The organism is Arenibacterium sp. CAU 1754, from assembly GCF_054482635.1.
Genome location: NZ_JBTLRG010000004.1, coordinates 316,073 through 341,832, shown reverse-complemented (window position 1 = coordinate 341,832; position 25,760 = coordinate 316,073). Strand labels below are relative to the sequence as shown.

The window sequence follows — 25,760 nt, the reverse complement described above, 5'->3', positions numbered from 1 at the left end:
GGCTGTTCCAGGGATGCAGGCGCGTTCAGGCGGCCCTTCGATCTTCTTTCCACGGTTTTCGGAATTCTGAGCAATGCAAACGACATTTACCCCCGACCAGCTGAAAGATCCCGCCATCGAGCGGTCGAACGAGATTTTGCGCGCCTGTGTCCACTGCGGGTTCTGTACCGCGACCTGCCCCACCTACAAGGTACTGGGCGATGAGTTGGACAGCCCGCGGGGACGCATCTATCTGATCAAGGACATGCTGGAAAACGACCGGGTGCCGGATGCGCGCACGGTCAAGCATGTGGATCGCTGCCTGTCCTGTCTTGCCTGCATGACGACCTGCCCGTCCGGGGTGCATTACATGCATCTGGTGGACCATGCGCGCGATTATATCGAACGGCGGTACAAACGGCCCCTGTCGGACCGGGCGCTGCGCTGGGTGCTGGCGCGCATTCTGCCCTATCCGGGGCGGTTCCGCCTGGCCCTTTTGGGGGCGAAAATTGCGCGGCCTTTCAAAGGGTTGTTGCCGGATGCACGGCTGCGGGCGATGATCGAAATGGCTCCGCGCCGCGTTCCGCCGGTCAGCCGCAATGACGACCCGCAGAGTTTTGCGCCCGAGGGGCCCGGAAAGATGCGCGTCGCGCTGATGACTGGCTGCGCGCAGAAAGCGCTGAACACCGATATCAACGATGCGACCATCCGGCTTCTGACGCGGTTGGGCTGTGAGGTTGTTGTTGCCCAGGGCGCCGGCTGCTGTGGGGCGCTGACGCATCACATGGGCAAAACCGCTGAAAGCCACGCCACCGCAGCGCGCAATATCCGGGCCTGGGCCGGGGAAATGGATGGCGCCGGGTTGGATGCCATCGTGATCAACACCTCGGGCTGTGGCACCACGGTCAAAGATTACGGGCATATGTTCCGCAATGATCCGCTGGCCGGTGACGCGGCGCGGGTGTCGGGCATCGCCATGGATATCAGCGAGCTGTTGATGAAACTGGACCTGCCCCAGGGAACCGACCAGGGGATGACCGTTGCCTATCACGCCGCCTGTTCGCTCCAGCATGGCCAAAAGATCAAGACGTTTCCCAAGGATTTGCTGAAACGGGCCGGGTTCAAGGTCGTCGAGCCCGCCGATAGCCATCTGTGCTGTGGGTCGGCAGGGACGTATAACCTGATGCAGCCTGACATCTCGGCTCAGCTCAAGACACGCAAGATACGCACGCTTGAGGCCAAAAACCCCGATGTGATCGCGGCCGGTAACATCGGCTGTATGATGCAGATCGGATCGGGCACCGGTATTCCCATCGTGCACACGGTTGAATTGCTCGACTGGGCCACCGGCGGACCTGTTCCCCCGGCCATGTCAGGTGAGACCGCGCCGACCCAAAATGTGCCAATTTTGCGCTAAATAGCCTCAATTGCCCTATTTTCGCCGCAACGGGTGTATAGCTCTTTTCGATGATCGGAGAGGAGTCACCCGTGCGGCGCTGGATAGTATTGTTTTTGGCGGTTTTTCTGCCGACGGTTGCTGCGGCGCAGGACGCCAGGTTGCGCAGTCTCGACACGACCGATTCGGGCCGTGAATGGGAGGCGGTCGGCCGTCTCGACATAAATGGTGTCGGGTTTTGTACCGGTGCGCTCATCTCTCCCAATCTGGTCCTGACGGCGGCGCATTGCCTTTTTGACAAGCACACGAACGAACGTATCGATGCCGAAACGATCGAGTTTCTGGCCGGCTGGCGCAACGGGCGCGCCTCGGCCTATCGTTATGTACGGCGGGCGGTGATCCATCCTGATTATGTGTTCGAGGGTGATCTGTCGCCGGAGCGCGTGCGCAATGACGTGGCGCTGCTTGAACTTCAGCATCCGATCCGCAACACCACCGTGACACCCTTCAAAACGGCGACCCGCCCGCGCAAGGGCGAAGAGATCGGGATCGTATCCTATGCGCGCGACCGGTCCGAGGCCCCGTCCCTGCAAGAGGTTTGTCGCGTCATGGCGCGCCAGCAAGGCGTGCTGGTGATGTCCTGCAGCGTCGATTTCGGATCTTCCGGCGCACCGGTGTTTTCCTTTGCTGACGGAACACCCCGGATCGTGTCCGTCATCTCGGCCAAGGCCGAAGTGCGCGGCGACCGTGTCGCGCTGGGCACATCGCTGGAAGAACCCCTGGCCCTGCTTTTGGCCGACCTGGCCGCCGGGGGCGGCTTCGACACCGGGCCCGCGCCCCGTGCCAACCGTGTAATTGTCGGCAATGGCCGACGCGATACAGGGGCAAAATTCGTTAAACCATGAGTTTTCGTATTCTCGTATTAGCTTTGATCAGCTTTATTTTTCCGCTGATCTCATATGCGCAGTCCTTTGGCCATTCTTCGGGCCAGACATCGGGACTGGCGCGGCTGACCGACCGCGACGACCTGTTGGGATGGGAGGCCATTGGTCGGATCGACGTCAAGGGCAACGGGTTCTGCACTGGTACGCTGATCGCGCCCGATCTGGTTCTGACGGCGGCACATTGCGTATTTCACAACCGGACCAAGGCCCTGATGGCCGCATCCGATCTGGTGTTTCGTGCCGGGCTCAGCGATGGGCAGTCGATCGCCGAACGCACGGTGGCCCACATCGCCGCCCATTCGGAATACCTGCCGCGGGCGGGTGTGAATGCCGAGAACGTGCGCTTTGATGTGGCGCTGCTTCAACTCAGCGCGCCGATCTACAGTTCGGATGCCGATCCATTTGTTCTCCATACCGGGCCCATCGGCAGCAGCCAGGTCAGCGTCGTTTCCTATGGCAAAGGCCGGGCCGAGGCGCTGTCGCGCCAGAATGCCTGCCAGATACTGGGGCGCGAACGTGATCTGATCGCCTTTGATTGCGATGTGACCTACGGATCGTCCGGGGCGCCGGTTTTCGTCAAGAGCGGCAGCCGCTCGCGCATTCTGTCGATTATTTCCAGCGGAAATCTCAGCAAGGAGAACAAGACTTCCTTCGGGATGGTCCTGCCCACCGTGGTGGCTGAGCTGAAATCGCAATTGCGCCGCTCGGCGCCGCGCCTGTCCTCGGGGGCCCGCCGCATTACCGTGGACAGCGGCAAAAGCATCACGGGCGCAAAATTCGTGCGGCCCTGACAGGGTCTTGAAACCCGAAAATTCCATGCCCATCTGAACAGTGTCGGAATGCCTCTATAGGGTTCCGGCGCAAGGTATATGCCCGTCCGAAACGGAGGGCTCATGTAAATCGCTCAACTGATGAGGATACACAAAATGCGTACGTTTGATTTTGCACCCCTGCACCGTGCAACCGTCGGCTTTGACCAGTTTGCCGACCTGATGGACCGGGTCCTGACAAATGATGTCAGCCAGCCGACCTATCCCCCCTATAACATCGAAAAAACCGCTGCGGATGCGTATCGCATCTCGATCGCCGTTGCCGGATTTTCGGAATCCGACCTGATGGTCGAGGTCAAGGACAAGAGCCTGGTTGTCTCGGCCAAAAAGGCCGATGACGATGGCGAGCGGACCTTCCTGCATCGTGGGATCGCCACCCGCGCATTTGAGCGCCGGTTCCATCTGGCCGACCATGTCCGCGTGACCGGGGCCAGCCATGTCGATGGCATGTTGCATATCGATCTGGAACGCGAAGTGCCCGAAGCACTGAAACCGCGCCGGATTGAAATTGCCAGCGCCAAACCGGTCGAGACCGACGTGGTCGACGCCAAAGCGGTCAACTAAGGTCTCCTCCCCAACGGCTGACCGTTCAGGGCCCGGGCGCATTTGCGTCCGGGCCTTTCTGTTTTGGTCGGGCGGCTATCTTTGCGACAGGCTTTGAGCCAGGCGTATCAGTTGCACCGCTTCGGCGCGGTAGCCGAAGGCATCCGCGCCCTTGTTGGCGCTTGCCAGCGCGATTGCGTCACCCCAGCTCCAATCCCCCAGATAGGTCGACCCCCGCAGAAGTTGGCCGAACCCGGCAACGGCGATGGCAAACCCGGCATCGGGGTGCGGCTCCAGGTTGGCCGTGATCGGCATTTCGATCAGACGGCTGTCACGGTCGCCCGGCGCCTTGTACCGCAGTCTGAGGAACCCCAGCTCGTCGCTCTGCGCCGGGCGGTCCGCACCGGAGCGATAGCGCAGCGGGTCAGTCAGTTGTGCAGGCGATCCGATCGGCGTCACCTCGTAAAGTGCGGTCACCTGGTGCCCGGCCCCGATATCGCCCGCGTCGACCTTGTCATTGTTGAAATCCTCGCGTCGCAGGGCGCGGGTTTCGTACCCGATCAGGCGGTATTCGGCGATTTGGGCCGGGTTGAATTCGACCTGGATTTTCACATCATCCGCAATCGGGAACAGCGCGCCGCTCAACTGATCGACAAGCACCTTTTGCGCCTCGCTCAGCGTATCGATATAGGCCGCCGTGCCGTTTCCGTTCTGCGCCAGCGCCTGCATGGTGGCATCGTCCAGATTGCCCCGGCCAAAACCCAGAACGCTAAGATAAGTCCCGCTGTCCCGTTTCCCGGCGATGAAATCCTTCAGCGCGTCGGGATCCGACAGGCCGACGTTGAAATCGCCATCCGTGGCGAGAATGACGCGGCTCACCTCGCCATCGTCGGTCATGCCCTCGGCCACGGTATAGGCCTGTTGCAACCCGGCCTGCCCGGCGGTCGATCCGCCAGTGCCCAGCCGGTCCAGCGCATTCAGGATCGTTTCACGGCTCGCCGCGGCGGTCGGTTCCAGCACCTGACCAGCACTGCCGGCATAGGCGACGATGGCCACTTGATCGGTGGGGCGCAGCTGGCCCAGCATCAGCGTAAAGGACCGTTTCAGCAGCGGTAGCTTGTTCGGAGAACTCATCGACCCGGATGTGTCGATCAGGAACACAAGGTTCAGCGGTGGACGCTCCTCCAGATCGGGCAATTCACCCTGGATGCCGATATGCACCAGTTGCGTGCCCGCGTTCCATGGGCTTGAGCTCACCGAAACGGTGGGGCGAAAGGCGTCGCCATTCTTAGGCGCGGCATAGTCATAAGGGAAATAGTTCATCATTTCCTCGACCCTTACCGCCTCTTTCGGGGGCAAAACGCCCTGCATCAGGGAATTACGCACCACGGAATAGGATGCCGTGTCCACGTCGATGGAAAAGGTCGAAACCGGGTCTTCGCTGACGATTTTGAGAGGATTGCTTTCAGTGTTCGAAAAGGTTTCGGAACCGGCTTCGGGCCGGGGAAGGAAGCTGTCATCGTCACGCGGAAGGGGGGCGGATATGCTGGACCGCTTGCGTACTTCAGCATTGGCCGCAGACTGGCCCAAAACCTCGCCACCCCGCGACACGCTTGTGTCTGCCAATTCACTCACGATCGCGGGGGCGGGCAGGGGCGTGGGTTTCGTCGCGGTCGGCGCCACTTGGGCCCGCAACTGCGCATCGCTGTCTGCGGCAACGATGGATCTGGGTAGCGCAGCTGGTTCCATTGACCCATCTTTGGCCGGAATTGTCTGCCTCATCTGCTCGCCCAGCGGCGTCAGAAAGATGAACCCGACGGCCACGATGGCAGTACTGGCGACCAAGGCGCCGCGCGATGTCATTACGTTGAACATATGTCGTACTCCTGTCCAAAGCCCCCCAGCGGGGCGATCAGACTTGGGACGCGCGCCGTCGCGCGATCCTTGGAGTTGTTCGAAATTTTTCTGCGCCAGCGCCAGATGCGCGGCCTTTTTCGCCCCGTCGGGCGCGGGGGTTGTGGATTTCATCGCCGCCTTCAAGTCATTCAGATGATCGCTCATGCCTGATCCTCCGTTTCTCGCAGGGCGCTGAGTTGTTTCTTGGCCTGTGACACCCGCCAGCTGATCGTACCCTCGGACACGCCCAGAATGGTGGCGGCTTCGGCGTGGGTCATGTCATCCAGCACTAGGGCCAGCGTGTCGCGCAGATCCTCGGGCAGACGGGCCAATGCCCCCATCAGCCAATCGACCTGCTGGGCGGTTTCTGCCAGTTCGGCCTGTCGTGCCTTTTCCCAGTCGCCCCACCCATCGGCGGTGCGTGCGTGGCTGGCTTGCCTCCGGCGGTGATCATGGGCGGCATTCACCGCGATACGGTAGAGCCACGTGGAAAACCGCGCCTCACCGCGAAACCCGGACAGCTTGCCGGGCAGGGCGGCGCAAATGTCCTGTGTCAGATCTTCGGCCTCGGCCCGGCTGCCGGTCAGGCGGAACGCCAATCCGAACAGCCCGTCATAGCGCCGTTCCAGCAGCGTCGAAAACGCCACCCCGTCGCCCCCCGCCGCCGCACGGGCCAGATCCTCATCACTTGAATTCATTCGCATCACGTTCCTTTGACGCGCGCGGTTGGTCAATCCTTGGGGAGAAGTACAAATTTTCTTAACGTGCTATGTCTGCTGTGCGGACGGAGCGGTCATCTGTCGCAGCTCCGAGATCCGGCGCGTCGAAAGAATGGACACTCCGTGTGACTGGATGTAGCGCCAGATAAACCTTTGCCGGGAACCAAGATGACGGAAACGACATATCCAAGCCCTGTCCATTCGCACCGCCATGCCGACATTGCCGTCCATGCGATCGGGCTTGTGGCGATACTGACGGCCGGCGGATTACTTGTTTCCAAATCAATCCTCGGCCTCGAACCTATACTGGTTTTTGCGGTCGTAGTTTACGTGCTTTGCGCGCTGGCATCCAATTTGGCATCCATCGCCTATCACTTTTCCACGTGGCACCACCGGCGCAAACTATTGCGACGCATTGATCACGCCGCGATCTACCCCAGCATTTCGGGTACTTTCACACCCTTTTTCGTATTGGCAGGCACGACATGGACTATGGCCTTGCTGTGGATTTGTTGGGGGCTGACAGCCTTGGCCGTCTGGAACAAGATCACGAACGAAACGGTAAAGTCACGATGGTCAACTGCATCCTACCTTGGACTGGGCGCAATTGGGTTGAGTGCCCTGCCTGACTTCACGAATGTACCTATCGCGACATTGTTGTGCATCTTGGCTGGGTCCGCCGCCTATGTAATTGGAACGGTGTTTTACGCCCGAAAATCCATGCCTTACCGGTATGCTGTTTGGCACAATTGGGTAAATATCGGCGGAGCGCTGATGTTTGCAGGCATATGGGTAGCCTTATCCACGCAATGGTAGATTTTGTAGAGGCAGGGAATATCTGTTTCGCAACCGGAGTGTTGAACATTGCAGTGGAATTATAGGTCTGCTTAGGGCTCAATCCAGACATCCACGGTGTCTTCGAACAAAAAACACCTCTCCGTTTCCGGAGAGGTGCATTTGGCAAACTGCTTTTCAGATCAGATCGACATGCAGAGGTATTTCATTTCCATGTATTCCTCGATCCCGTGGTGGCTGCCTTCGCGGCCCAGGCCGGATTGTTTGACTCCGCCGAAAGGCGCGACTTCAGTCGAGATGATGCCGGTGTTGATCCCGACCATCCCGTATTCCAAGGCTTCGGCCACCTTGTAAACGCGGCTGATATCCTTGGCATAGAAATAAGACGCCAGACCAAAGATCGTGTCATTGGCCATTTCGATCACTTCTTCCTCGGTCTCGAATTTGAACAGCGGGGCGAGGGGGCCGAATGTTTCGTCCTGCGCGACCATCATGTCCTGCGTGACACCCGTGACGATGGTCGGTTCAAAGAACGTCCCGCCCAGTTCGTGGGCCTTGCCGCCGGTCAGAACCGACCCGCCGTGCGAGGTGACGTCGTTGAGGTGTTCCTTGACCTTTTCCACCGCGTCATCGTTGATCAGCGGCCCGGTTGTTACGCCGGGGGTCAGCCCGTCACCGACGTTCAGTTTTTTCACCGCTGCGGTCAGTTTTTCGGCAAAGGCGTCATACACCCCGGCCTGAACGTAAATGCGGTTGGCACAGACGCAGGTCTGACCGTTGTTGCGGAACTTGCAGATCATCGCGCCTTCGACGGCGGCATCCAGATCGGCGTCGTCAAACACGATGAACGGAGCGTTCCCGCCCAATTCCATGCTGCATTTCATCACCTGGTCGGCGGCCTGTTTCAGCAGAATGCGGCCCACCTCGGTCGATCCGGTAAAGGTCAGTTTGCGCACCTTGGGGTTTTCGCAGAATTCCTTGCCGATGTCGCTGCTGCGCGATGACGGCACCACGTTGAACACGCCCGCCGGAATGCCCGCGCGTTCGGCCAGCACCCCCAGAACCAGCGCCGACAGCGGCGTTTCCGCCGCCGGGCGCGCCACGAACGCACAACCGGCCGCCAGCGCCGGTGCGGCCTTGCGCGTGATCATCGCGTTGGGAAAGTTCCACGGCGTGATCGAAGCGGCCACGCCGATGGGCTGTTTGATCACGGTGATCCGCTTGTCGCGCTGATGGCCGGGGATGGTTTCGCCGTAGACCCGTTTGGCCTCTTCCGCGAAGAATTCGACGAAGGACGCGCCATAGCCGATTTCGCCAACCGCCTCGGCGTGGGGCTTGCCCTGTTCGGCGGTCAGGATGGTGCCCAGATCATCGGCATGTTCCATCATCAGATCGAACCATTTGCGCAAAATCCCGGCACGTTCCTTGCCGGTCATGGCGGCCCATTCCTTTTGCGCGCCATAGGCGTGATTGATGGCCCCCGCGACCTGATCGCGGCTGAGGTCGGCCACATGCGCGATCACATCGCCGCGCGCCGGGTTGGTTACGCCGAACGTGCCATTGTCGCCATCGATCCACTTGCCCCCGACATAGGCCTTGGTGGCCAGAAGATCGGGGTCGTTCAGAAGGGATTTGAGATTGGTTGTGTCGTCCAGCATGGCAGGCTCCTCCGGTAATAACCACTCGCGAAGAAGAACCATTTGGGGCAGGGTTTGTCTAGGTCAACATCAAGGGACGATGGGATGGAACTGGACGATGCTTATGCCAATGCGGCGTATATTCCGCAGGCGGATACCTTTCCGCCGCGCTGGCAACAACAGGCCCGGGCCTTTGTCGACGGGCTGAGCGCGCAGGGGCGGGCGCGGATGGGTGTCAGCTATGGCGAGAGTGAGCGGAGCCGGTTCGACCTGTTCCTGCCCGAAAGCGCGCCCGCGGGCCTGATGATCTTTGTGCATGGGGGCTACTGGCTGCGGTTTGACCGGTCCTATTGGTCGCATCTGGCCGCCGGGGCGCTGGCGCGCGGCTGGGCGGTGGCAATGCCGTCCTATGACCTGTGTCCGGATGTGCGCATCGCCGACATCACCCGTCAGGTCGCCCGTGCGGTGCAGGTGATCGCTGAACATGTGGCCGGGCCCATCGCCTTGACCGGGCATTCGGCGGGCGGGCATCTTGCGGCGCGGATGCTGGCGCCGGGCATGTTGCCCGCGGATGTGGTGGCGCGGATCAGAACGGTTGTGCCAATCTCACCCGTGGCGGACCTGCGCCCGTTGCTGCGCACCTCGATGAACGCCGATTTCAGGATGGATGAACAGGCCGCCGCCGCCGAAAGCCCGGTGTTGCAGCCCGCACCGTCGGTGCCGGTGACAATCTGGGTCGGCGCCGATGAGCGCCCCGCATTTCTGGATCAGGCGCGCTGGCTGGCGCAGGCCTGGGGGGCCGATCAGGTCATCGTCCCCGGCAAGCACCATTTCGATGTGATCGAGGCATTGGAGGATCCGGACAGTCAGATCGTCCGCCTGCTGACAGAGATCTGAACCGAGTCAGGTCAACTTCGCGTCAAGACGCCAGTTCAAAGGCTTCTCTGGGTGTCGAAACAAACCCGGCTGCGATCACGGGCTTGCCGTTCTTGCCAAGGCGCGCGGCAAATTTCTTTTGCTGTCGCGGCGTTGGAATATGGCGTGCACTGGCGCTTAACCCAAACCGTTGGGCCATGTCGGGACAGGTTGCAAAGATGTTTTCTATGACCTCGTCGCCCAATCCGACGCGGGCCTCATCCCCGAGCAACAGCGTCTCTGCCGGAGCGCCATTCGCAAGAACGATTTCGTGGCGGTCGCACAAGATATGCCAATACGTGATCAAGCCCAGTTTCGGAGCGAGCGAAATACCCGGCAGGCCGACCAGTTTCTTGGCCGCAACCAGAACATCGGGCTGGTTGAACATACGCGCGGCCACGATGGAATTGGCCAGGATGCGATGTTGCGGCGAGACCCACAAATCCTGCTGCGGCAACCCGTTCCCCAATGCGCCTGCCTCGATCTGAACAGGGCGTGTCGCTTCGATGACGGCCACTGTGCGCGATCCGATCCAGCGGATTTTCTGCGCTCCGTGATCCAGGGTGTCGACGGTGTCGCCGACGGCCAGTTTTTCCACCGGCGTCTGACCCGAAGGCGTCGCCAACAGGGTGCCTTCGGCAAAACAGACCATGAAGGCGCTGAGCTGGCGGTCGCCGCTCAGCCCGCTCAGGTTGGTGTTCCTGTTTACACTGTCCAGTGTCAGGGACTGGATCGGTTTGGCCTCGAGGGCGGTCTGGTCGCCATTGGGCGAAAATTCGGGTGCCAGGTAGGTGTTGCCAGCGCTGTCCTGAAAAATCACCGCAGTGATTCCGGCGGTCGTGCCGTCGGTGTAGGTGATGGTCGCGTTGTAAATGGCCGTCCCGTCAAAAACCTGATCGGCCCCACCGTCGATGGTGAACGTTTCGGACGGAATATTATCCATGTCATAGGCGTTGTTTGTTCCACCGGCGAACCCGGTCGAACCCGGCGACAGCGACTGGATCTGTTCCCACAGGGGGTCAGTCACCGAGCCAATAGTAAGCCCGACCAGAGCGGCCGCGCCTTCGGCGTTGTTGTTGCCCTCGACAGTGTCGATATCGGCCTGAACACCGAGATACAAAACATTGAACGTTGTTGGCATCTTACCTTAGTTCCCATCGTTACGCGTCACCCGGGGCCGCTGGCCCGCTGGCGGATTCAGCCCCTTGTATCACCGCTGCGCGGAAAAGTGCAGTGATTATTAACAGATCATTAACGTTTGGGAGCAAGAAAAGTGGCGTTGATCATCCGGCGAGCATGGTGGTCAAAACAGGCCCGGCCGGATGCCCCGGCATGTTAAAAATCACTTGCTTCAGACCTGATTTCTGGGCACCTGTTCCGTGAACCGGTCGATGGCGTCGTTCGGTCGTGTTTTGCACCGTATTTGTCCTGAACGCCGGGACCTTTCTGCAAAGGAGGGTCAGCCATGACCGAACGTCCTGAAATGTACCGCTTTCACAACGGCGAAAAAGCCGTGCTGCCATTCGAGGTCGCCGAATACGAGGCGCGCATCACCGAGTTGCGCGAACGGATGGAGACAGCGGGTGCCACAGCGGCCGTATTCACGTCGATGCACAACATCGCCTATTATTCGGGGTTTCTCTATTGCGCCTTCGGCCGCCCCTATGGGCTGGTGGTGACGGAAACCGATTGCGTGACGATCAGTGCGGGAATCGATGCCGGGCAACCCTGGCGGCGGTGCTTTTGTGACAACATCACCTATACCGACTGGCAACGCGACAATTACTGGCGCGCGATCAAATCGGTCACCGGGACCGGCGGCATTGTCGGGTACGAGGGCGATCACCTGACACTGGTGCAGCGGGACAAGATGGAAGATTTCCTGCAGCCACTGACCATGGTCGATCTGTCCGAGACGACCATGCGCCAGAGAATGCACAAGTCCGAGGCCGAAATCGCCCTGATCCGCGAAGGTGCGCGGGTGGCGGATGTGGGCGGCTATGCGATCCGCGAGGCTGTGCGCGCCGGGGTGCGCGAAATCGACGTGGCCATGGCCGGGCGCGATGCGATGGAACTGGAAATCGCACGCGCGTTCCCGGAGGCCGAGTATCGCGATACATGGGTCTGGTTCCAGTCGGGGCTGAACACGGACGGTGCGCATAACCCGGTGACCGGCCGGGTGCTGGAGCGCGGCGATATCCTGTCGCTGAACACCTTTCCGATGATCTCGGGCTATTACACGGCGCTGGAGCGCACCCTGTTCGTGGGCGAAGTGGACGATGCGTCGCTGAAAATATGGGAGGCCAACGTGGCCGCCCATGAATACGGGATGAGCCTGCTGCAGCCCGGCGCCTCCTGTGCCGAGGTCACCGAAAAGATCAATGCCTTCTTTGCCGAACGCGACCTGCTGCAATATCGGACTTTTGGCTATGGCCATTCCTTCGGCGTGCTGTCGCATTACTATGGCCGTGAGGCCGGTCTGGAACTGCGCGAGGATATCGACACGGTTCTGGAGCCGGGCATGGTGATTTCGATGGAGCCGATGCTGACAATCGCACAGGGGCAGCCGGGTGCCGGGGGGTATCGGGAGCACGATATCCTTGTCATCACCGAGGGCGGGAACGAGGATATCACCAAATATCCCTATGGACCTGAGTTCAACGTGGTGGGGTGAAATTGAATGACCCCATCGGGGCCATGCCTCCGGCGGGAGTTTATCTTGCAAGATGAAGACAGGGCGCATCGGAATTTCGATGTGCCCTTCCTTTTGCGCTGCGGTTTTGCGACACTCCGGCCAAAATCCGCGAATGCGGGGATGTAAATCTCCATAACATTACCTAGGTGGTTGTTAAGGTATTAAAAAACGAGGAGCGATTGATGGTTGATTTTGAAGAAATGGTGCGTGAATCGCAGGAAAAGGTCAAAGCAAGTCAGGCCGAGATCCGGCAAATGACCAGCCGCATCGAAGCGGCGCGTGCAAAGATCGAAGCCGGGGAATCCGCCGATATCGACATCGAGAACGCGACCCTTGAGGACGTGCACGCCCATACGGACGTCATGAACGCCAATATCGCCGAGTTGATCATGGGGCTGGACGATGTGACATCGGCCTTTTCCAAGGATTTCGACGAGATGCGTTCGAAGACCGGCTGGGAAAGCTTTGTCGGTATCTTCAGCAACGCAAAATCGGAATCCATGCGCCAGGAACGGATGCGCACGGCGAGCATCGATGACAAGCTGCAGGACCTGATTTCGAAATCGGACATCATCGTGCAACTTCTGCAAGGGCAGCTGAGCATGCTGGAAGAGCAGAAGGTCAAGGTTGAAGGCAATCTTGTCGGCACGCTGGATGAGCGTGAATTCACCGTCGGGGAGCTGGAAACCCTGCGCGCCGAGATCGTGGCGATGGACCCCAAGATCATCGAACTGGAAAACAAGATCAGCGTCGAACAGGACGCCGCCGCGCGCACCAAGCTGGAAACCGAACTGGCCGAGTTGAACAATCAGTACAACCAGATGGTGCAGAACGAGCAGGTCAAGCTGGCCAAGTCCCAGACGCTGGAACGGTATATCGAAAAGGGCAAAACCTGGGTCGACAGCCTGCAGAACCAGGCGGCGACGCAGATGGTGCTGATCAACAAGTTGCAGACGGACACCAAGCAGCGGGTCGTTCTCTATGATGCACTTTCCAAATCGCTGAAAACCGCGCAGCAGCAGGACGTGGCCCACCGCATCAACGAGATCGGGGTCAAGACCGACCAGGAGGCCCAGACCGCCATGGCCTCGATCGGCACCGCGACCAATAAGAAGATGGCCGACATGCTGGAAGCGCACGAGGACCATATGGTGTTTGCGCGCGATGTGCTGGAAGCCAAGGCGAAGGCGGACGAACGTTTTGCCCGGCGGTTCTCGGCCATTGTCGAAAAGCATGACAAGAATCTGTATGGCGGATAGGCGGTTCAAATGTCGAACCAGACTGACAAGGGAACGTGCCAACAACGCGTCATGGGTGATCTGATCGCTCAAAGGATCATGATGATTTCGATCATGAGCCTGGTTGCGGGACTCGGTGTTGTCGCCGCCTTTGGCAAGACGTATCTGGAGCCGTTTGTGCTGGCCTTTCTGTTTGGGTGGGCGTTGCTGTTTGCGTTTTATGTCATTTATCCGCTTCTGCGTTTGGTATTGCGCAAGACGAAATATCAGGTCGCAGCGCTGGACCGGTTCGATGGCTGGCTTTTGGCCGAGGTCGAATGAATGACTGAAATTGCCGAAGACCATACCGGCCTGACGGACACGTTTTCGTCGCGCAGGTATTTCCGCAAGTTCGAAACCATCACCCAGCATTTGATGCGGGTGGCCGGGGTTCTTGAGGCCGAAGGCGCGATGACGAAGACCGAGGTCAAGATCCTGACCCGATACGCGATGGCACTTACCTTTACCTTTCGCGCGCTCAGCATGAAGTACCTGATGGTGGGGCGCGATACGGGGCGGTTCTTCGGCTCGCTTTCCATCGACACACGCGACAGCGGGTTTCCGGTGGTGACCGAGTTGATGACCATGGCCAACGACGCCCAGCAGGCGGCCAGCCATCTGGCCAACATGCCTGACGAAGGGGCGCTGAAAAACGACATGATCAGCGCAATTATCAGCGAACGCAGGGTCCCGACCAAGCTGCAATTTGCGATGTCGCAGCGGCTTTATTATCAGGAACTGCTCAAAGGGGAGCTGTTCTGGGTGCAGAACGATCCCGAATGCCAGTGGCTGGGCAATGTGGCGGACGACCGTCGAAAATTCCTGGTGCATTGGGCGACCTATGACAGCCAGACCAACCTGCCGGTGGTTTACTTGATGGACCTTGAGGATACCGGGCGCACGGCCCTGCCCAAGGACGAACGCCGCTGGCCCGAAGTTCAGGCGCATCTGACCGCACAGGCGTTGGGCGGGCTGAAACTGCTGACCATCGCCAAGGGGTTTGACGAGGATTTCGACGATCTGCACCCCAAGCGGCTGCGCCGTTATCACATCGGGCCGATGTACAGCCATGCGTTCACCCAACAGGCCGGACCGCTGAGCAAGGTGCTGGCCGATGCCAAATCGCCCGAGGGGCAGGATTGGGCGCTGGTCTGGACCCTTGAGGATTTGACCAGTGAACGGGTGATCGAGGAACGGTCCGGCTGGTTCGGGAGGGTCGAGCGTGAAGTGTTCGCGTTGGACCCGTTTGCCGGGCGCGGGGCCGATACCGGCGCCACGCTGACCGAGCGGTCGATCATCCTGCCCCAGCGCCCCTTTCAGGTGCTGGCGGAACAGAATCCGCCGGGGTTTGCCAGCGTGCGCAAATTCGTGGTCAGCCCACAGGGGCGGGTGTTGAGATACTGAGTTTTCCGCCTCCGGCGGGAGTTTATTTGGCAAGATGAAGATGGGAATATTTTTGATATGAGCCTGACCAGCGACCAGATGGAATTGCGTGAAGAGGACATCGTCAAACATTATCCGGCGGTCGAGGCGATGCTGGACGGGTTTGATCATACGCCGCGCATTGCCACCGCCACTGCCAGTGCGCCGGCCCAGGCACAGGAGCGGTCCTCGGGGATCGGGACGCGGCGGCGATTCCGCTCGACCACGCCCGGTCTGGTCACGCGGTCGACAGCGCGGCCCGAAGGTGTGCAGCTGATTGCGCGGATCGAGGCGTCGGATGGCGATGATGTTCTGACCTCGCCTCAGCAGGCGACCGTCATGCACACGCTGCGCCGGGCGCTGGCCATTTCCCTGGCCGTGGCACAGAATTTTTCCGAGGCAACGGCGCTGGCCGACCTGAAACGCGCCAATCTGGCCGGGGATCTGCCCGCGGCGCGCAAGACCGAATTTTCCGAGCTTTTGGCCGCCGAAGCGCTGATTTCGCTGTATGTCTTTGGCAATGCACTGGCCTACCTGCTGTCTTCGCACCTGGGCGAAGTCACGGTCGAGGTGGGCGAGGCGCAGGAAATTCTGACCGACAATGGGCAACTGGCCCTGCACGGCGCCCTGTGGGAGCTGGATCAGGACATGGCCAGCCATGCAACCGACGATGCGCGCCTTGTCGCGACGGTGTCGGCCTTTGCCGAACAGTTGATGGAAAAGGTCGCCCTGCGCGCCCAGACCGCCCCGCATCTTGAGGCGTTCAATGCCGCCGCCTGGCACATCGAATCCGACGATCTGACGATCCGGGGCTTTACCCCCGCGTCCAAGGCGAAATCGACCACCCTGACCATGACGTTCAAGAAGCCGAACGAGGTGGTGGGCAACCACATCGCCAAATACCAGGCGATGAAGCTGTCCAAGATGCTGATGGCCTATGATTTCGACCGCCGCCTGAACCCCTTTGCCGAACTGGGCGGGTTCATCTTTACCTTCATGGGCGATGGCAAGCCGGGCACCGGGAAAACCACGCTGATCCAGATGATGGCGGGGCTGATCAACGACTATTGCCTGAACGCGGGCTTTCCGTTCCGCTATCAGAACCTGAGCACCGACAATATCGACAGCTATCAGGGGAAATCGGGCCAGAACGCCAAGGCCTTCATCAACACCATCATCGACCCCGGCGTGATCGGCTTTGGCACCATCGACGACATCGACCAGCTGGCCGGCAAGCGCGGCGACCGGCAGTCATCTTCAGGGCAGCTGGAAATCACGGCCGTGCTTATGGAGAGCTTTGCCGGCGCCAATACGGTGGTGCGCGGGAACTGTACCTTCGGGATGTTCAGCAACTATCCCGAAAACGTCGACGATGCCCTGCGTCAGCGGGCCGGTGCACGGTTCCTGGTCGACGGACCGCAAACGCGCGAGGATTACATCGACATCCTCTATCTGCTGATGGGCAAAAACCACGACATCCCGCTGGGCGAGCACGAGGTTTACGCCGCACAGGAAATCAAAAAGGCCGTCGCCGCCAGTTTTGAAAGCCACGCCCGCCCGCACGAAGAGGGGCTGCTCAACGTGTTCGACCGCGTGCATGCCCAGGTGGGCGAACTCGACACCATCGCCAAGATGGGCACCTACCTGAAAGGTATTCAGGAGGCGGATGAACGGTTCACCGGGCGCGCGATCAAGAACATCACCGACGCGGTCAAGGTGCGGGCGATGGATTTCGAGCTGCCCGACGAATGGATGGAAAACCCCGACCTGTTCCTGTCCAAGGATTACGACACCAAGCGCGACATGATCGCCGACCTGCGCCAGCCAATCACCACCGAAATGGTGCTGCAGGAAATCAACCGCTATGCGGATTCTGAATTCCGCTATGCCGACAAGTCGGACGAGGTCGCGATCGAAAATATGGTGCGTGAGTTCGGACGTCAGGAGGAGGCGAAGAGAAGGTATTTGGAGGGGAAGGGGTGATGACAGTCAGAAAGGCGAAGGCGGATGATGTCTTATAGCGCTTTGACACTAGCCTATTCGCTGTGTGTGTTGCTCATTTCGTGGGCTGTTCTTTCCATGGCTTTGAAAGTGATGGATCGTTTGGGTCTATCGACCGCCGTTCCAATTTCATTAATGATGGCCTGCGTGTTTGCTTTGTTGGCGGCATTGAACGCACAGATGGCAAATTTTATTTCAACTAAATCCGTTCTTTATTCTCTGACGGGAAATATTTCAGTGCCGGAAGCACACGAAATAGGTGGTAATCTGCGAAAGAGTTGGATGCTTATTTTGTTGGTTTTCGCGTATGTGGCAAAACAGGTTTTTGGGAATGATGACGCGGCCCAACCAGGATTAGGTGAATCCTCATGAAACGCCTCATCCAACGCGGCCTGATGTATGGCAACCTGTTTCACGTCTCCAGCCCGGCGCTGGTGGACCGGTATAACCGTGCGCTGGAACATCTGACCGGCAAGACCACGCAACTGAGCGATTTCCACATCGACATTTCCGGTTTTTCCCCTGAAATTGGGGATGAGTTCGACGATAACCTTTATCTCAACCACAACGGCGTGAACCGGCAATTCATCCTGCTCAGCACCGATCAGAAACACTGCCCGCTGCTGCATGTGAAATTCTCGACCAGCCGCGACATCCTGCGCGATTTCATCAATGACAACGAGGCGCAGTTGTTCGCCCTGACGGCTACCGATGCCGTGGCGGGCGAGTTGGTGAATTCGGTCTTTGACGTGTCCGACCCGGCCAAACTGTTCGATATCTCACGCATCCGGATCGAGGCGGACACGACCCGCGGCACCCTGCGCCACGCTGAAAAGCTGGGCAAACTGGTGAACCGGTTCAAAACCGAGGAAGACGCCTGGTTCGACGATGTGCTGATCGCCGACATGATCACGCTGGCCGGGAAATCGGGCGATATTGCCCGCAACCCTGTCGAACTCAGGGCGCGCGAATACAATCAGCCCGATTTCTGGACCGCGCATTTCGGCGGGCTCTACCTGTTTCAGTCGGTCGATCACCCGGCCATCATCGCGCGCGGCGACAAAAGCGACCTGACCGGCCTGCCCATCAAATACGTGTTCAATTTCAAGGACCGGAACCAGATCGCCAAGTTCCTGGAATACAACGATCTGGTCGAACCCATCGTCAAGGCGCGCGGCATCGACGCCGCCGCGATCCTGCGCCAGAAGATGGATTTCATCGTGATCGACGCGGCGGCCGATCTGGGCCTTGACCTGACCGGGCTGACCCGCGCCGACCTGCGCCGCCTGGCACGTCAGAACGCCGCCGGCCTGCCGCCCGAATATCACGAGCTGCACGCGCTGGCGCGCTGGGCCGAAGAGGGCGGGAAATGGCCGCGCATCACATCGGATGATCCGGCCTATTTCTATTCCCTGCGCGCGGCCGATACCGAACACCACGATCTGGTCAACATGCTGCTGGCCGAACTGTCCCCGCTCGACATCCGCCAGCTGTTCATCTGCCACAAGGAGGTGTTCTATCACCACTACGCCACCTGGCCCGACGCCAAACGCGCCTTTGTGGCCGAGTTCCTGGAGCGCGAATATCAGGTGGACAAGGTCGGCGCGCGCGCGGCACTCTTCGGGCGCGAGGCCGACATGAAGGGCCGAACACCCAAGGCCCCCGAACAGGACCTCATCCGCAGGGTTGGCCCCTGGGGCACGGTAAGGAGATAGCAATGGGATTTCTCAGACTGATCGTCTTTGGCTTTATCGGCCTCAGCATCATCTACCTGATGATCGCGTTCTATTCCCGCTCGGTTCGGCGCGAAAAGCTTGAAAACCAATGGGCCGAAGATCACCCCGACGGCGGCGACCCCATTGCACGTGATGCCTTCATCAACGAAGGCATGGCGCGCTATCAATCGGGGATCCGCCCAAAACTGATCCTGCTGGTTTACGTCGTGCCCATGATCTTGGTCGCGGTTATCCACATCCTGACGACCTATTACTGAGGGCTCCGACATGCGTAAAATCAAAAGAACCTTCCTGCTGCTGGTCTTTCTGCTGGTCGGCGGATTGCTGCACTACGTGCTGCCTCAGCATGACATCGTCCGCATCACCTCGACCGAGGTGATCCGCATGGATTTCAACTGGCTCAACCGCCCCTTCTTTGCCCAGGCCGACAGCGGCACGTCTGACCTCTCGACCCGCGACATGCGCCTGATCAACACCGAAAAGAAAAAGACATGGCTGTTCGGGTTCGTCCCGCGCGACAGCACCCGGGTCATGGTCTATCGCAACGAAGATACCGGCTGGATCTGGCCGCCCTATTTCAAGTTCGACAGCTCGGACCTCCAGGCCCAGGCCGCCGCCAACATCTCCCCGGTGAACGATGAACGCTGGGCGGTGATCACCCATTACGGATGGCGCAACAAATACCTGACCATCTATCCCAATGCGATCGGCATCCGCCCGGTCTCGGGCCCGGATGTGACCGTCATCCCATGGTTCAACATCTTCTTCTTCATCTTCCTCGCTGTGGCCATCGGCTTCATCCGGTTGATGTGGCGGCAGTTCCGCGAGCGCACGATTGATCCGGCACTCCATGACCTGGAGGAACGCTTTGACACGGTCAGCGGCAGCTATTCGGAAAAGCGGGGACGCCTTGGCCGCTGGCTCGATTCCTGGCGCGCCAAGTAACCTTCATCTTGCCGAAAAAACTCCGGGGTTTGGGGCAGAGCCCCAATCCGCACGCAGTGCGGCCAACAAAAGAAATGCGCCGCCGGCGCACCGCTGGCCTGGGTCAGTCGGCAAAAAGATAATCGGTTTGCGCGATTTCCAGCGCCTTGTCGGTCGACAGGCTCAGGAATTCGGCCAGCTTCTCGGCGTTGGTCTCTGCCGAATCCGCTTCGGACATGCGCCCGTACCGGGCGAACCCGGCATCGCGGATACGGTCGGCCTCGTACACCATGTCATTTCGGATCGTGGGCAATAACCGTTCCAGCGTGGCCTGACTGGTCTGTTCCCCGGCCAATCCGACACGGCGCGCGTGACCGATCAGATACTCGTCGGAAAACACGCACTCGATCTCCAGCATCCGCGTGACTGATCGGTCGGAAAAGAAATCCTGCATCAGGTCAAGGTTGCCCGGGTCCATGCAGACGATCAGACGGTCCGTGTCGTAATATTCAAACAGCATCCGCATCAGTGCGCGGCGATGGCGCGTGCGTTTCTCCAGCGTTGCCTGAATGCCGCCCAGATCCGGCAGGGGCGTTTCCTCTTCGGTGAAAAGGTATTCGATGGCCGGCACATTCGTGACCTGCCGGATCCGCTCCAGCAGACGCTTGGCTACGTGCCATTTCTTGCAAACCACAATCATCAGTTCGCGCTCGCGCCCCAGTGAGCTTTCGGTTTCCCAGAACCGCGTGGCAAAGCGGCGCCCGACCCGGCCGCGCCCAGTCAGGAACTTGAACAGGCTGCGCCCTTCGTTGGAAATCTGAAAATGCACATCCGTCGCCGCATAAAGCCGGCCCAGCCGCGCCTTGAGCTCTTGCGCCTCGGGGCTGATCTTGCGGGCGAACAGGAAATCCTGGCTCAGCAACAGATCATAGTGGTCGTTGTAAAAGGTCACCGGCATTCCGTAGTCCGAAAACATCAGAAAGGTCAGCGTCCGGGTGCGAATTTCATCCTCGGGCACCAGGTGGCGCACCAGTGTCTGAAAGAACGTTTCATCCGGGATCCACGTGGTGCGAAAGAACCGCATGACATCGGGCCGCTGGCGCGTCATGTCCAGAATCCACTCGATCGTTTGCCGACGCAGGCACCACCACTGGCTGCCGATCTGAACCTGAATGTCGCTGGGCACCTCGCGGGTCAGTCCCAGCCGTTCCTGCAGTTTGTAGGATGCGTAAAACAGGCGTTTCTGGGTGCGCTCGTTGAACCAGTGACGATAGATCAGCCGGTCTTCCTTCATCCCGGTCTTGATCCAGTCGCTTTCGAAGAAATCGAAACTCTCGATGAAATCGACGTCGTTTTCATCGAGGAACCTGTGGGCATATTCCGCGGTCTTCACCGCCATGCAATCGCCCGACAGCATATAGAAATGGGTGGCGCGGGGAAATGCCTCGACCGCCGATTCTACTGCGTACAGGGTCGCCTGCACCAGTGACCATTCCCCCCACCCGCATTTGATCCGCTTGTGGGCAAAGGTGACGTTTGGGTTGTCCTCCAGCGCGGCGCGTATCTTGCGGTAATGTTCGGGCTTGGCGCTGGCGTCGAAATGGATCGACATGTAATCGCCCACGGCCGTCAGCCGCTGCGCCTGTTGAATGATCGCATCAGGGTCTTTGTGACACAGCAGGATATACGCGATTTTGGCCATGTCTTGTGCTGGACGCCTGTTGTTTGTTCGTCGTTTACATAGATAAAGATGAACACGCTTTGAATAAACCGGCTTTCCGTCGTTTTTTGTGCCCTGCGACCTGTCTGCGCCGGTCGGATGATGCAATGGCCGGGCGGGTGCGCATTTTTTTGATTTCCGGCGTGCCGTGGACCTTTCCAAAACAAGGTTTGTTTAGGCATTTCAAGGTTGCTATAAGCGGGTAACGAAAAAAGACGCGAACGTCTGGAGGCGAGGCAGATGGGGTTTCCGGGAACCTGGATGACCGAAACCGAGAGCATGGTTTATCGGGTTGTTCCGAAATGCGCCTGCTCGACCATCGGGCAGATCATGTATTATTCGGATCACGGCGAATTTTTCGACGGTGACATCCACGATGCCCAGTCAGGCATGCACAAGTGGGCGCTTGAGGCCAGTCAGGACCCGATCACCCGCAACGTGCAGAACCACGAATCCTATGCCTTTACCTGTGTGCGTAACCCCTACACCCGCATCCTGTCGTCGTTCTTTGACAAGATTTGCGGCATTCAGCGCAACGGCAAACGCTATCGCGGCAATCTGGTGCCGATGCTGATCTACAAATACGGGATCGAAGTCGGGGGCGAGGACGGCAAAGCCGACTTTGACCAGATCCAGTCGTTCCGCCGGTTCCTTCTGTTCGCGCGCGACACGATTCGCTGGCGTCGCCCGATGGACCCTGACATCCACTGGTCTGCCATGTCGGGCCACGTCAGCACCTTTATCGTGAACGGCGGCACCTACGACAAGATCGTCTGGACCGAGCATTTCAACGACGGCATGGACGAGGTTCTGAAATCAGTTGAAACGCCGCACGCGTTGGATTTGGCAACCATCCCCCGCTTCAATGAAAGCGAAGGACACGGCCCCAAGCGCGCGCATCCGGTCGAGGATTATTTCGACGACCTGTCGATGCATCTGGTCTATGAAATCTACAAGCGCGACTTTGACTTGTTCAAATACGATTTCGAGAATCCGGGGAACAAGATGCCGACCGGTGAGATTGATCTGGACGAGGTGCACGCAAAACTGGGCGACTGAGCCGGTTTTGCATGTCATGCAAATTGGGGCTTTGCCCCAAACCCCAGAGTTTATTGGCAAGATGAAGGGCGGGAGTATCATTTGCACGCCCGGTGGCGCGCATCTTGCGTCCGGGCAGTCCACCGCCTACATCTGCCAGCCATGGCACAGACAAAATCAGACCCCAACTATAAGGTGATCGCCGAGAACCGGCGGGCGCGGTTCGACTATGCCATCGAGGAGGATCTGGAATGCGGCATTCTGCTGGAAGGGTCCGAAGTGAAATCGTTGCGCCAGAATGGGGCCAATATCGCCGAAAGCTATGCGGCAGTCGAAGATGGCGAGCTGTGGTTGGTCAATTGCTATATTGCCCCTTATGACCAGGCCAAGACATTCCGCCACGAAGAACGCCGACGCCGCAAGTTGCTGGTGTCGCGGCGCGAATTGGCCAATCTCTGGAATGCGACCCAGCGCAAGGGCATGACGCTTGTGCCCATCGTGATGTATTTCAATCACAAGGGGTTGGCCAAGCTGAAGCTGGGCATCGCCAAAGGCAAAAAGAACTACGACAAGCGCGAAACACAGGCCAAACGGGATTGGTCGCGCCAGAAACAACGCCTGATGAAAGACAACGGTTAGAGCCGGTCGCATCCGGAACTGCCGCCCGCGCCCGGACGGGGAAGGCGGGTGAAAATTTCCCTGCCTGAAAAATTTGCATTGCATGGTATGTTTGCTCCCGCACGGGTCCCGCGAATGGGGCTGGGACAGGAGAGGAATACACTATGGAATTGATTATCGGTCTGCTTTCGGGCGCAGTCGGCGGCAACGTTGCCGGCGGACTTCTCAAGAATCTCAATCAGGGCGTTCTGATCAACTCGCTCTCGGGGATTGTCGGGGGCGGTCTGGGCTCGACCATTCTGGGCATGCTGGGCGGCGGTGACATGGCCGCGGCGGCCGGTGGCATGGATATTGGCACCATCATCTCGCAAGTGGCGGGCGGCGGTGTCGGCGGTGGCGTCGTGCTGGCCATTGTCGGTATGCTGCGCAACGCGATGAGCAAATAAGCTGCGACACCGGGTTGCCCCCTGACGGGGCAGCCCGGTCTTGCCTCGAACCGCCGTGAGTTGTAGGTCAAACCATGACCGAAAGAGGCGCGTCCGATGGCACATGATGATCCCAAAACCCTTGTTTCAACCGATTGGCTGGCGGCCCATCTGAAAGATCCCGATCTGCGGGTATTGGACGGATCGTGGTATCTGCCCGACGCGGGGCGCGACCCCAAGGCGGAATACGACGCGGCGCACATCCCCGGCGCCCGGTTTTTTGATATCGATGACATATCGGACCACCGTTCGGACCTGCCGCATATGGCGCCCCCGGTTGAGAAGTTCATGTCCCGGCTGCGCGCCATGGGCGTGGGCGATGGCCACCAGGTTGTGGTTTACGACGGTGCGGGCCTTTCGTCCGCTGCGCGGGTGTGGTGGTTGTTCCGCCTGATGGGGCAGACCAACGTGGCCGTTCTGGACGGCGGGCTGCCCAAATGGCAGGCCGAAGGGCGCGAGATCGAAGACATGCCGCCCGTGGTGCGCGACCGGCACATGACGGTACGGGTTCAGAACAGCCTGGTGCGCGATGTGACCCAGGTCTCGGCCGCGACCAAGCTGGGCGATCACGTTATCGTCGATGCGCGTTCGCCCGGGCGGTTCAAGGGCGAGGCCCCGGAGCCCCGCGAAGGGTTGCGCGGCGGGCATATTCCCGGATCGCGGAACGTGTATTTCATGGACCTGCTGAACAAGAACGGCACGATGAAATCACCCGATGAGTTGCGCGCCATTTTCGAAGCCGCCGGTGTTGATTTGTCCAAACCCGCCATAACCACCTGTGGGTCGGGGGTGACGGCCGCGGTTCTCAACCTTGCGATGGAGCGGATGGGGAAAAGTGACCATTCGCTTTATGATGGGTCCTGGGCCGAATGGGGTGCATTCTCGACTCTGCCAGTTGCCACCGGAGACGCGTGATGTTCGAACATCTGAAACCACAACCCGCCGACAAGATCCTGGCCCTGATGCAGGCCTTTCGCGAAGACCCGCGCAGCGACAAGATCGATCTGGGCGTCGGGGTCTACAAGAACGCCCAGGGCGTGACCCCGGTGATGCGGGCAATCAAGGCTGCAGAACACCGCCTGTGGGAAGAACAGACAAGCAAATCCTATGTCGGTTTGCTGGGCGATCCGGGGTTTGGCGATGTGATGATTGACCTGATCCTGGGGCGCTCGGTGCCGCGCGCCGCGGTGGCGGCCGCCGCGACCCCCGGCGGAACCGGCGCCGTGCGACAGGCGTTTGAACTGATCCGCATGGCGAACCCGCAGGCCCGCGTGTTCGTGTCCAACCCGACCTGGCCGAACCATACGTCGATCCTGAACTATCTGGGGATTGAGACCGTCACCTACCGCTATTTCGACAGTGCCACCGGCGGTGTCGATTTTGACGGAATGATCGAAGATATCAAAACTGCCCGCGCCGGGGATGTGATCCTGCTGCACGGGTGCTGTCACAACCCGACCGGGGCCAACCTGAACCCGGTGGAATGGCAGACCGTTGTCGAGGTCATGCAACAGACCGGTGCGATCCCGATGATCGATCTGGCCTATCAGGGTTTTGGCGACGGGCTTGAGGAAGACGCCGCCGCAACGCGGCTGGTTGCCGCGCAGATGCCGGAATGCCTGATCGCGGCCAGCTGTTCGAAGAACTTTGGCATCTACCGTGAGCGCACCGGATTGCTGATGACCATAGCGCAGGATCACACGCGGACCGGGTTGAACCAGGGTACGCTCGCGTTTTTGAACCGGCAGAATTACTCGTTTCCACCCGATCATGGTGCCCGTCTGGTGACGATGATCCTGAACGACACTGATCTGCGGGCCGACTGGGCCAGCGAACTTGAAGATGTGCGCCTGTCGATGTTGCGCCTGCGCAAATCGCTGGCGGATGAGCTTCAGCGCCTGTCCGGGTCCGATCGCTTCGGGTTTCTTGCGCAGCACCGGGGCATGTTCTCGCTTTTGGGGGCAAGTCCGGACAAGGTTGAAAAGCTGCGCGTCGAACACGGGATTTACATGGTGGGTGACAGCCGGATGAACATCGCCGGGCTGAACGCGGATACGGTTCCGATTCTGGCACAGGCGATCATCGACGCCGGGGTGTGAATGTACCACGGTGCAATCTGACAACCGACCGAATGCTCTGGTACGGGCGATCATATTTTCACACATGGTGAATATGTCGGTGTTACCCACG

The 25,760-nt window shown here is 59.6% G+C and carries 25 protein-coding genes; 20 read left to right on the top strand and 5 right to left on the bottom strand.

Annotation, left to right across the window (positions count from 1 at the left end; translation table 11 throughout):
* The first annotated feature begins 73 nt into the window (after positions 1 to 73).
* The 4 genes from glcF to ACXYMO_RS16290 all read left to right on the top strand — a co-directional run bounded on the left by glcF (position 74) and on the right by ACXYMO_RS16290 (position 3,713).
* On the top strand, positions 74 to 1,396 hold the full coding sequence (glcF, locus tag ACXYMO_RS16305; protein ID WP_458879791.1) for a glycolate oxidase subunit GlcF: 1,323 nt from the start codon (positions 74 to 76) through the stop codon (positions 1,394 to 1,396).
* 50 nt (positions 1,397 to 1,446) lie between these two features.
* Positions 1,447 to 2,280: a trypsin-like serine peptidase gene (locus tag ACXYMO_RS16300; protein WP_458879790.1), complete on the top strand. Its 834-nt coding sequence runs from the start codon at positions 1,447 to 1,449 to the stop codon at positions 2,278 to 2,280.
* The gene (locus tag ACXYMO_RS16295) at positions 2,277 to 3,110 is read left to right on the top strand and encodes a trypsin-like serine peptidase (RefSeq protein WP_458879789.1); all 834 of its coding nucleotides are present in this window, start codon (positions 2,277 to 2,279) and stop codon (positions 3,108 to 3,110) included. The genes ACXYMO_RS16300 and ACXYMO_RS16295 overlap by 4 nt, the downstream gene beginning before the upstream one ends.
* Positions 3,111 to 3,245: 135 nt before the next feature.
* Entirely contained in the window at positions 3,246 to 3,713 is a 468-nt protein-coding gene (locus tag ACXYMO_RS16290; RefSeq protein WP_458879788.1) for an Hsp20 family protein, read from the top strand.
* A gap of 75 nt (positions 3,714 to 3,788) precedes the next feature.
* Here ACXYMO_RS16290 and ACXYMO_RS16285 read toward each other — a convergent pair whose 3' ends face one another.
* Complete coding sequence (locus ACXYMO_RS16285; RefSeq protein WP_458879787.1) at positions 3,789 to 5,753, bottom strand: vWA domain-containing protein; 1,965 nt, start codon at positions 5,751 to 5,753, stop codon at positions 3,789 to 3,791.
* The gene (locus tag ACXYMO_RS16280) at positions 5,750 to 6,286 is read right to left on the bottom strand and encodes an RNA polymerase sigma factor (protein ID WP_458879786.1); all 537 of its coding nucleotides are present in this window, start codon (positions 6,284 to 6,286) and stop codon (positions 5,750 to 5,752) included. The genes ACXYMO_RS16285 and ACXYMO_RS16280 overlap by 4 nt, the downstream gene beginning before the upstream one ends.
* Positions 6,287 to 6,475: 189 nt before the next feature.
* Here ACXYMO_RS16280 and trhA point away from each other — a divergent pair, with 189 nt between their 5' ends.
* On the top strand, positions 6,476 to 7,123 hold the full coding sequence (trhA, locus tag ACXYMO_RS16275) for a PAQR family membrane homeostasis protein TrhA (protein ID WP_458879785.1): 648 nt from the start codon (positions 6,476 to 6,478) through the stop codon (positions 7,121 to 7,123).
* Positions 7,124 to 7,284: 161 nt separating this feature from the next.
* Here the strand turns inward: trhA and ACXYMO_RS16270 are convergent, their stop codons facing one another.
* A complete protein-coding gene (locus ACXYMO_RS16270; RefSeq protein WP_458879784.1) occupies positions 7,285 to 8,760 on the bottom strand; it encodes an NAD-dependent succinate-semialdehyde dehydrogenase in 1,476 nt (491 codons plus the stop codon).
* 84 nt (positions 8,761 to 8,844) lie between these two features.
* Here ACXYMO_RS16270 and ACXYMO_RS16265 point away from each other — a divergent pair, with 84 nt between their 5' ends.
* Entirely contained in the window at positions 8,845 to 9,636 is a 792-nt protein-coding gene (locus ACXYMO_RS16265; RefSeq protein WP_458879783.1) for an alpha/beta hydrolase, read from the top strand.
* A gap of 22 nt (positions 9,637 to 9,658) precedes the next feature.
* Here the strand turns inward: ACXYMO_RS16265 and ACXYMO_RS16260 are convergent, their stop codons facing one another.
* Positions 9,659 to 10,795, bottom strand: coding sequence for a Hint domain-containing protein (locus ACXYMO_RS16260; RefSeq protein WP_458879782.1), 1,137 nt, complete (start codon positions 10,793 to 10,795; stop codon positions 9,659 to 9,661).
* A 324-nt stretch (positions 10,796 to 11,119) separates the two neighbouring features.
* Between ACXYMO_RS16260 and ACXYMO_RS16255 the strand changes: the two genes are divergently transcribed.
* From ACXYMO_RS16255 to ACXYMO_RS16215, 9 genes are all read left to right on the top strand, one after another.
* Positions 11,120 to 12,328, top strand: a complete 1,209-nt coding sequence (locus tag ACXYMO_RS16255) for an aminopeptidase P family protein (protein WP_458879781.1) — start codon at positions 11,120 to 11,122, stop codon at positions 12,326 to 12,328.
* A gap of 203 nt (positions 12,329 to 12,531) precedes the next feature.
* Positions 12,532 to 13,608, top strand: coding sequence for a hypothetical protein (locus ACXYMO_RS16250; protein WP_458879780.1), 1,077 nt, complete (start codon positions 12,532 to 12,534; stop codon positions 13,606 to 13,608).
* 51 nt (positions 13,609 to 13,659) lie between these two features.
* Positions 13,660 to 13,908, top strand: a complete 249-nt coding sequence (locus tag ACXYMO_RS16245) for a hypothetical protein (protein ID WP_458879779.1) — start codon at positions 13,660 to 13,662, stop codon at positions 13,906 to 13,908.
* Positions 13,909 to 15,030, top strand: coding sequence for a hypothetical protein (locus ACXYMO_RS16240; protein WP_458879778.1), 1,122 nt, complete (start codon positions 13,909 to 13,911; stop codon positions 15,028 to 15,030).
* Positions 15,031 to 15,087: 57 nt separating this feature from the next.
* The gene (locus ACXYMO_RS16235) at positions 15,088 to 17,031 is read left to right on the top strand and encodes an AAA family ATPase (protein WP_458879777.1); all 1,944 of its coding nucleotides are present in this window, start codon (positions 15,088 to 15,090) and stop codon (positions 17,029 to 17,031) included.
* 96 nt (positions 17,032 to 17,127) lie between these two features.
* On the top strand, positions 17,128 to 17,421 hold the full coding sequence (locus ACXYMO_RS16230; RefSeq protein ID WP_458879776.1) for a hypothetical protein: 294 nt from the start codon (positions 17,128 to 17,130) through the stop codon (positions 17,419 to 17,421).
* Complete coding sequence (locus tag ACXYMO_RS16225) at positions 17,418 to 18,764, top strand: DUF6638 family protein (RefSeq protein ID WP_458879775.1); 1,347 nt, start codon at positions 17,418 to 17,420, stop codon at positions 18,762 to 18,764. The genes ACXYMO_RS16230 and ACXYMO_RS16225 overlap by 4 nt, the downstream gene beginning before the upstream one ends.
* Positions 18,765 to 18,766: 2 nt before the next feature.
* A complete protein-coding gene (locus ACXYMO_RS16220; protein WP_458879774.1) occupies positions 18,767 to 19,042 on the top strand; it encodes a hypothetical protein in 276 nt (91 codons plus the stop codon).
* 10 nt (positions 19,043 to 19,052) lie between these two features.
* Positions 19,053 to 19,730: a DUF1523 family protein gene (locus ACXYMO_RS16215; RefSeq protein WP_458879773.1), complete on the top strand. Its 678-nt coding sequence runs from the start codon at positions 19,053 to 19,055 to the stop codon at positions 19,728 to 19,730.
* A gap of 103 nt (positions 19,731 to 19,833) precedes the next feature.
* Here the strand turns inward: ACXYMO_RS16215 and ACXYMO_RS16210 are convergent, their stop codons facing one another.
* Positions 19,834 to 21,411 (bottom strand): DUF5928 domain-containing protein, encoded by a 1,578-nt coding sequence (locus ACXYMO_RS16210; protein WP_458879772.1) that lies wholly within the window; start codon positions 21,409 to 21,411, stop codon positions 19,834 to 19,836.
* A gap of 258 nt (positions 21,412 to 21,669) precedes the next feature.
* Here ACXYMO_RS16210 and ACXYMO_RS16205 point away from each other — a divergent pair, with 258 nt between their 5' ends.
* The 5 genes from ACXYMO_RS16205 to ACXYMO_RS16185 all read left to right on the top strand — a co-directional run bounded on the left by ACXYMO_RS16205 (position 21,670) and on the right by ACXYMO_RS16185 (position 25,669).
* Positions 21,670 to 22,488: a sulfotransferase family protein gene (locus tag ACXYMO_RS16205; RefSeq protein WP_458879771.1), complete on the top strand. Its 819-nt coding sequence runs from the start codon at positions 21,670 to 21,672 to the stop codon at positions 22,486 to 22,488.
* 141 nt (positions 22,489 to 22,629) lie between these two features.
* Positions 22,630 to 23,106, top strand: a complete 477-nt coding sequence (smpB, locus tag ACXYMO_RS16200; protein ID WP_458879770.1) for an SsrA-binding protein SmpB — start codon at positions 22,630 to 22,632, stop codon at positions 23,104 to 23,106.
* Between the two features lie 143 nt (positions 23,107 to 23,249).
* Positions 23,250 to 23,531 (top strand): hypothetical protein, encoded by a 282-nt coding sequence (locus ACXYMO_RS16195; protein WP_458879769.1) that lies wholly within the window; start codon positions 23,250 to 23,252, stop codon positions 23,529 to 23,531.
* A 96-nt stretch (positions 23,532 to 23,627) separates the two neighbouring features.
* Positions 23,628 to 24,485 carry a 3-mercaptopyruvate sulfurtransferase gene (gene sseA / locus ACXYMO_RS16190; RefSeq protein ID WP_458879768.1) on the top strand — a complete coding sequence of 286 codons (858 nt, stop codon included), beginning with the start codon at positions 23,628 to 23,630 and terminating at the stop codon, positions 24,483 to 24,485.
* A complete protein-coding gene (locus ACXYMO_RS16185; protein ID WP_458879767.1) occupies positions 24,485 to 25,669 on the top strand; it encodes an amino acid aminotransferase in 1,185 nt (394 codons plus the stop codon). The genes sseA and ACXYMO_RS16185 overlap by 1 nt, the downstream gene beginning before the upstream one ends.
* Positions 25,670 to 25,760: the final 91 nt, after the last annotated feature.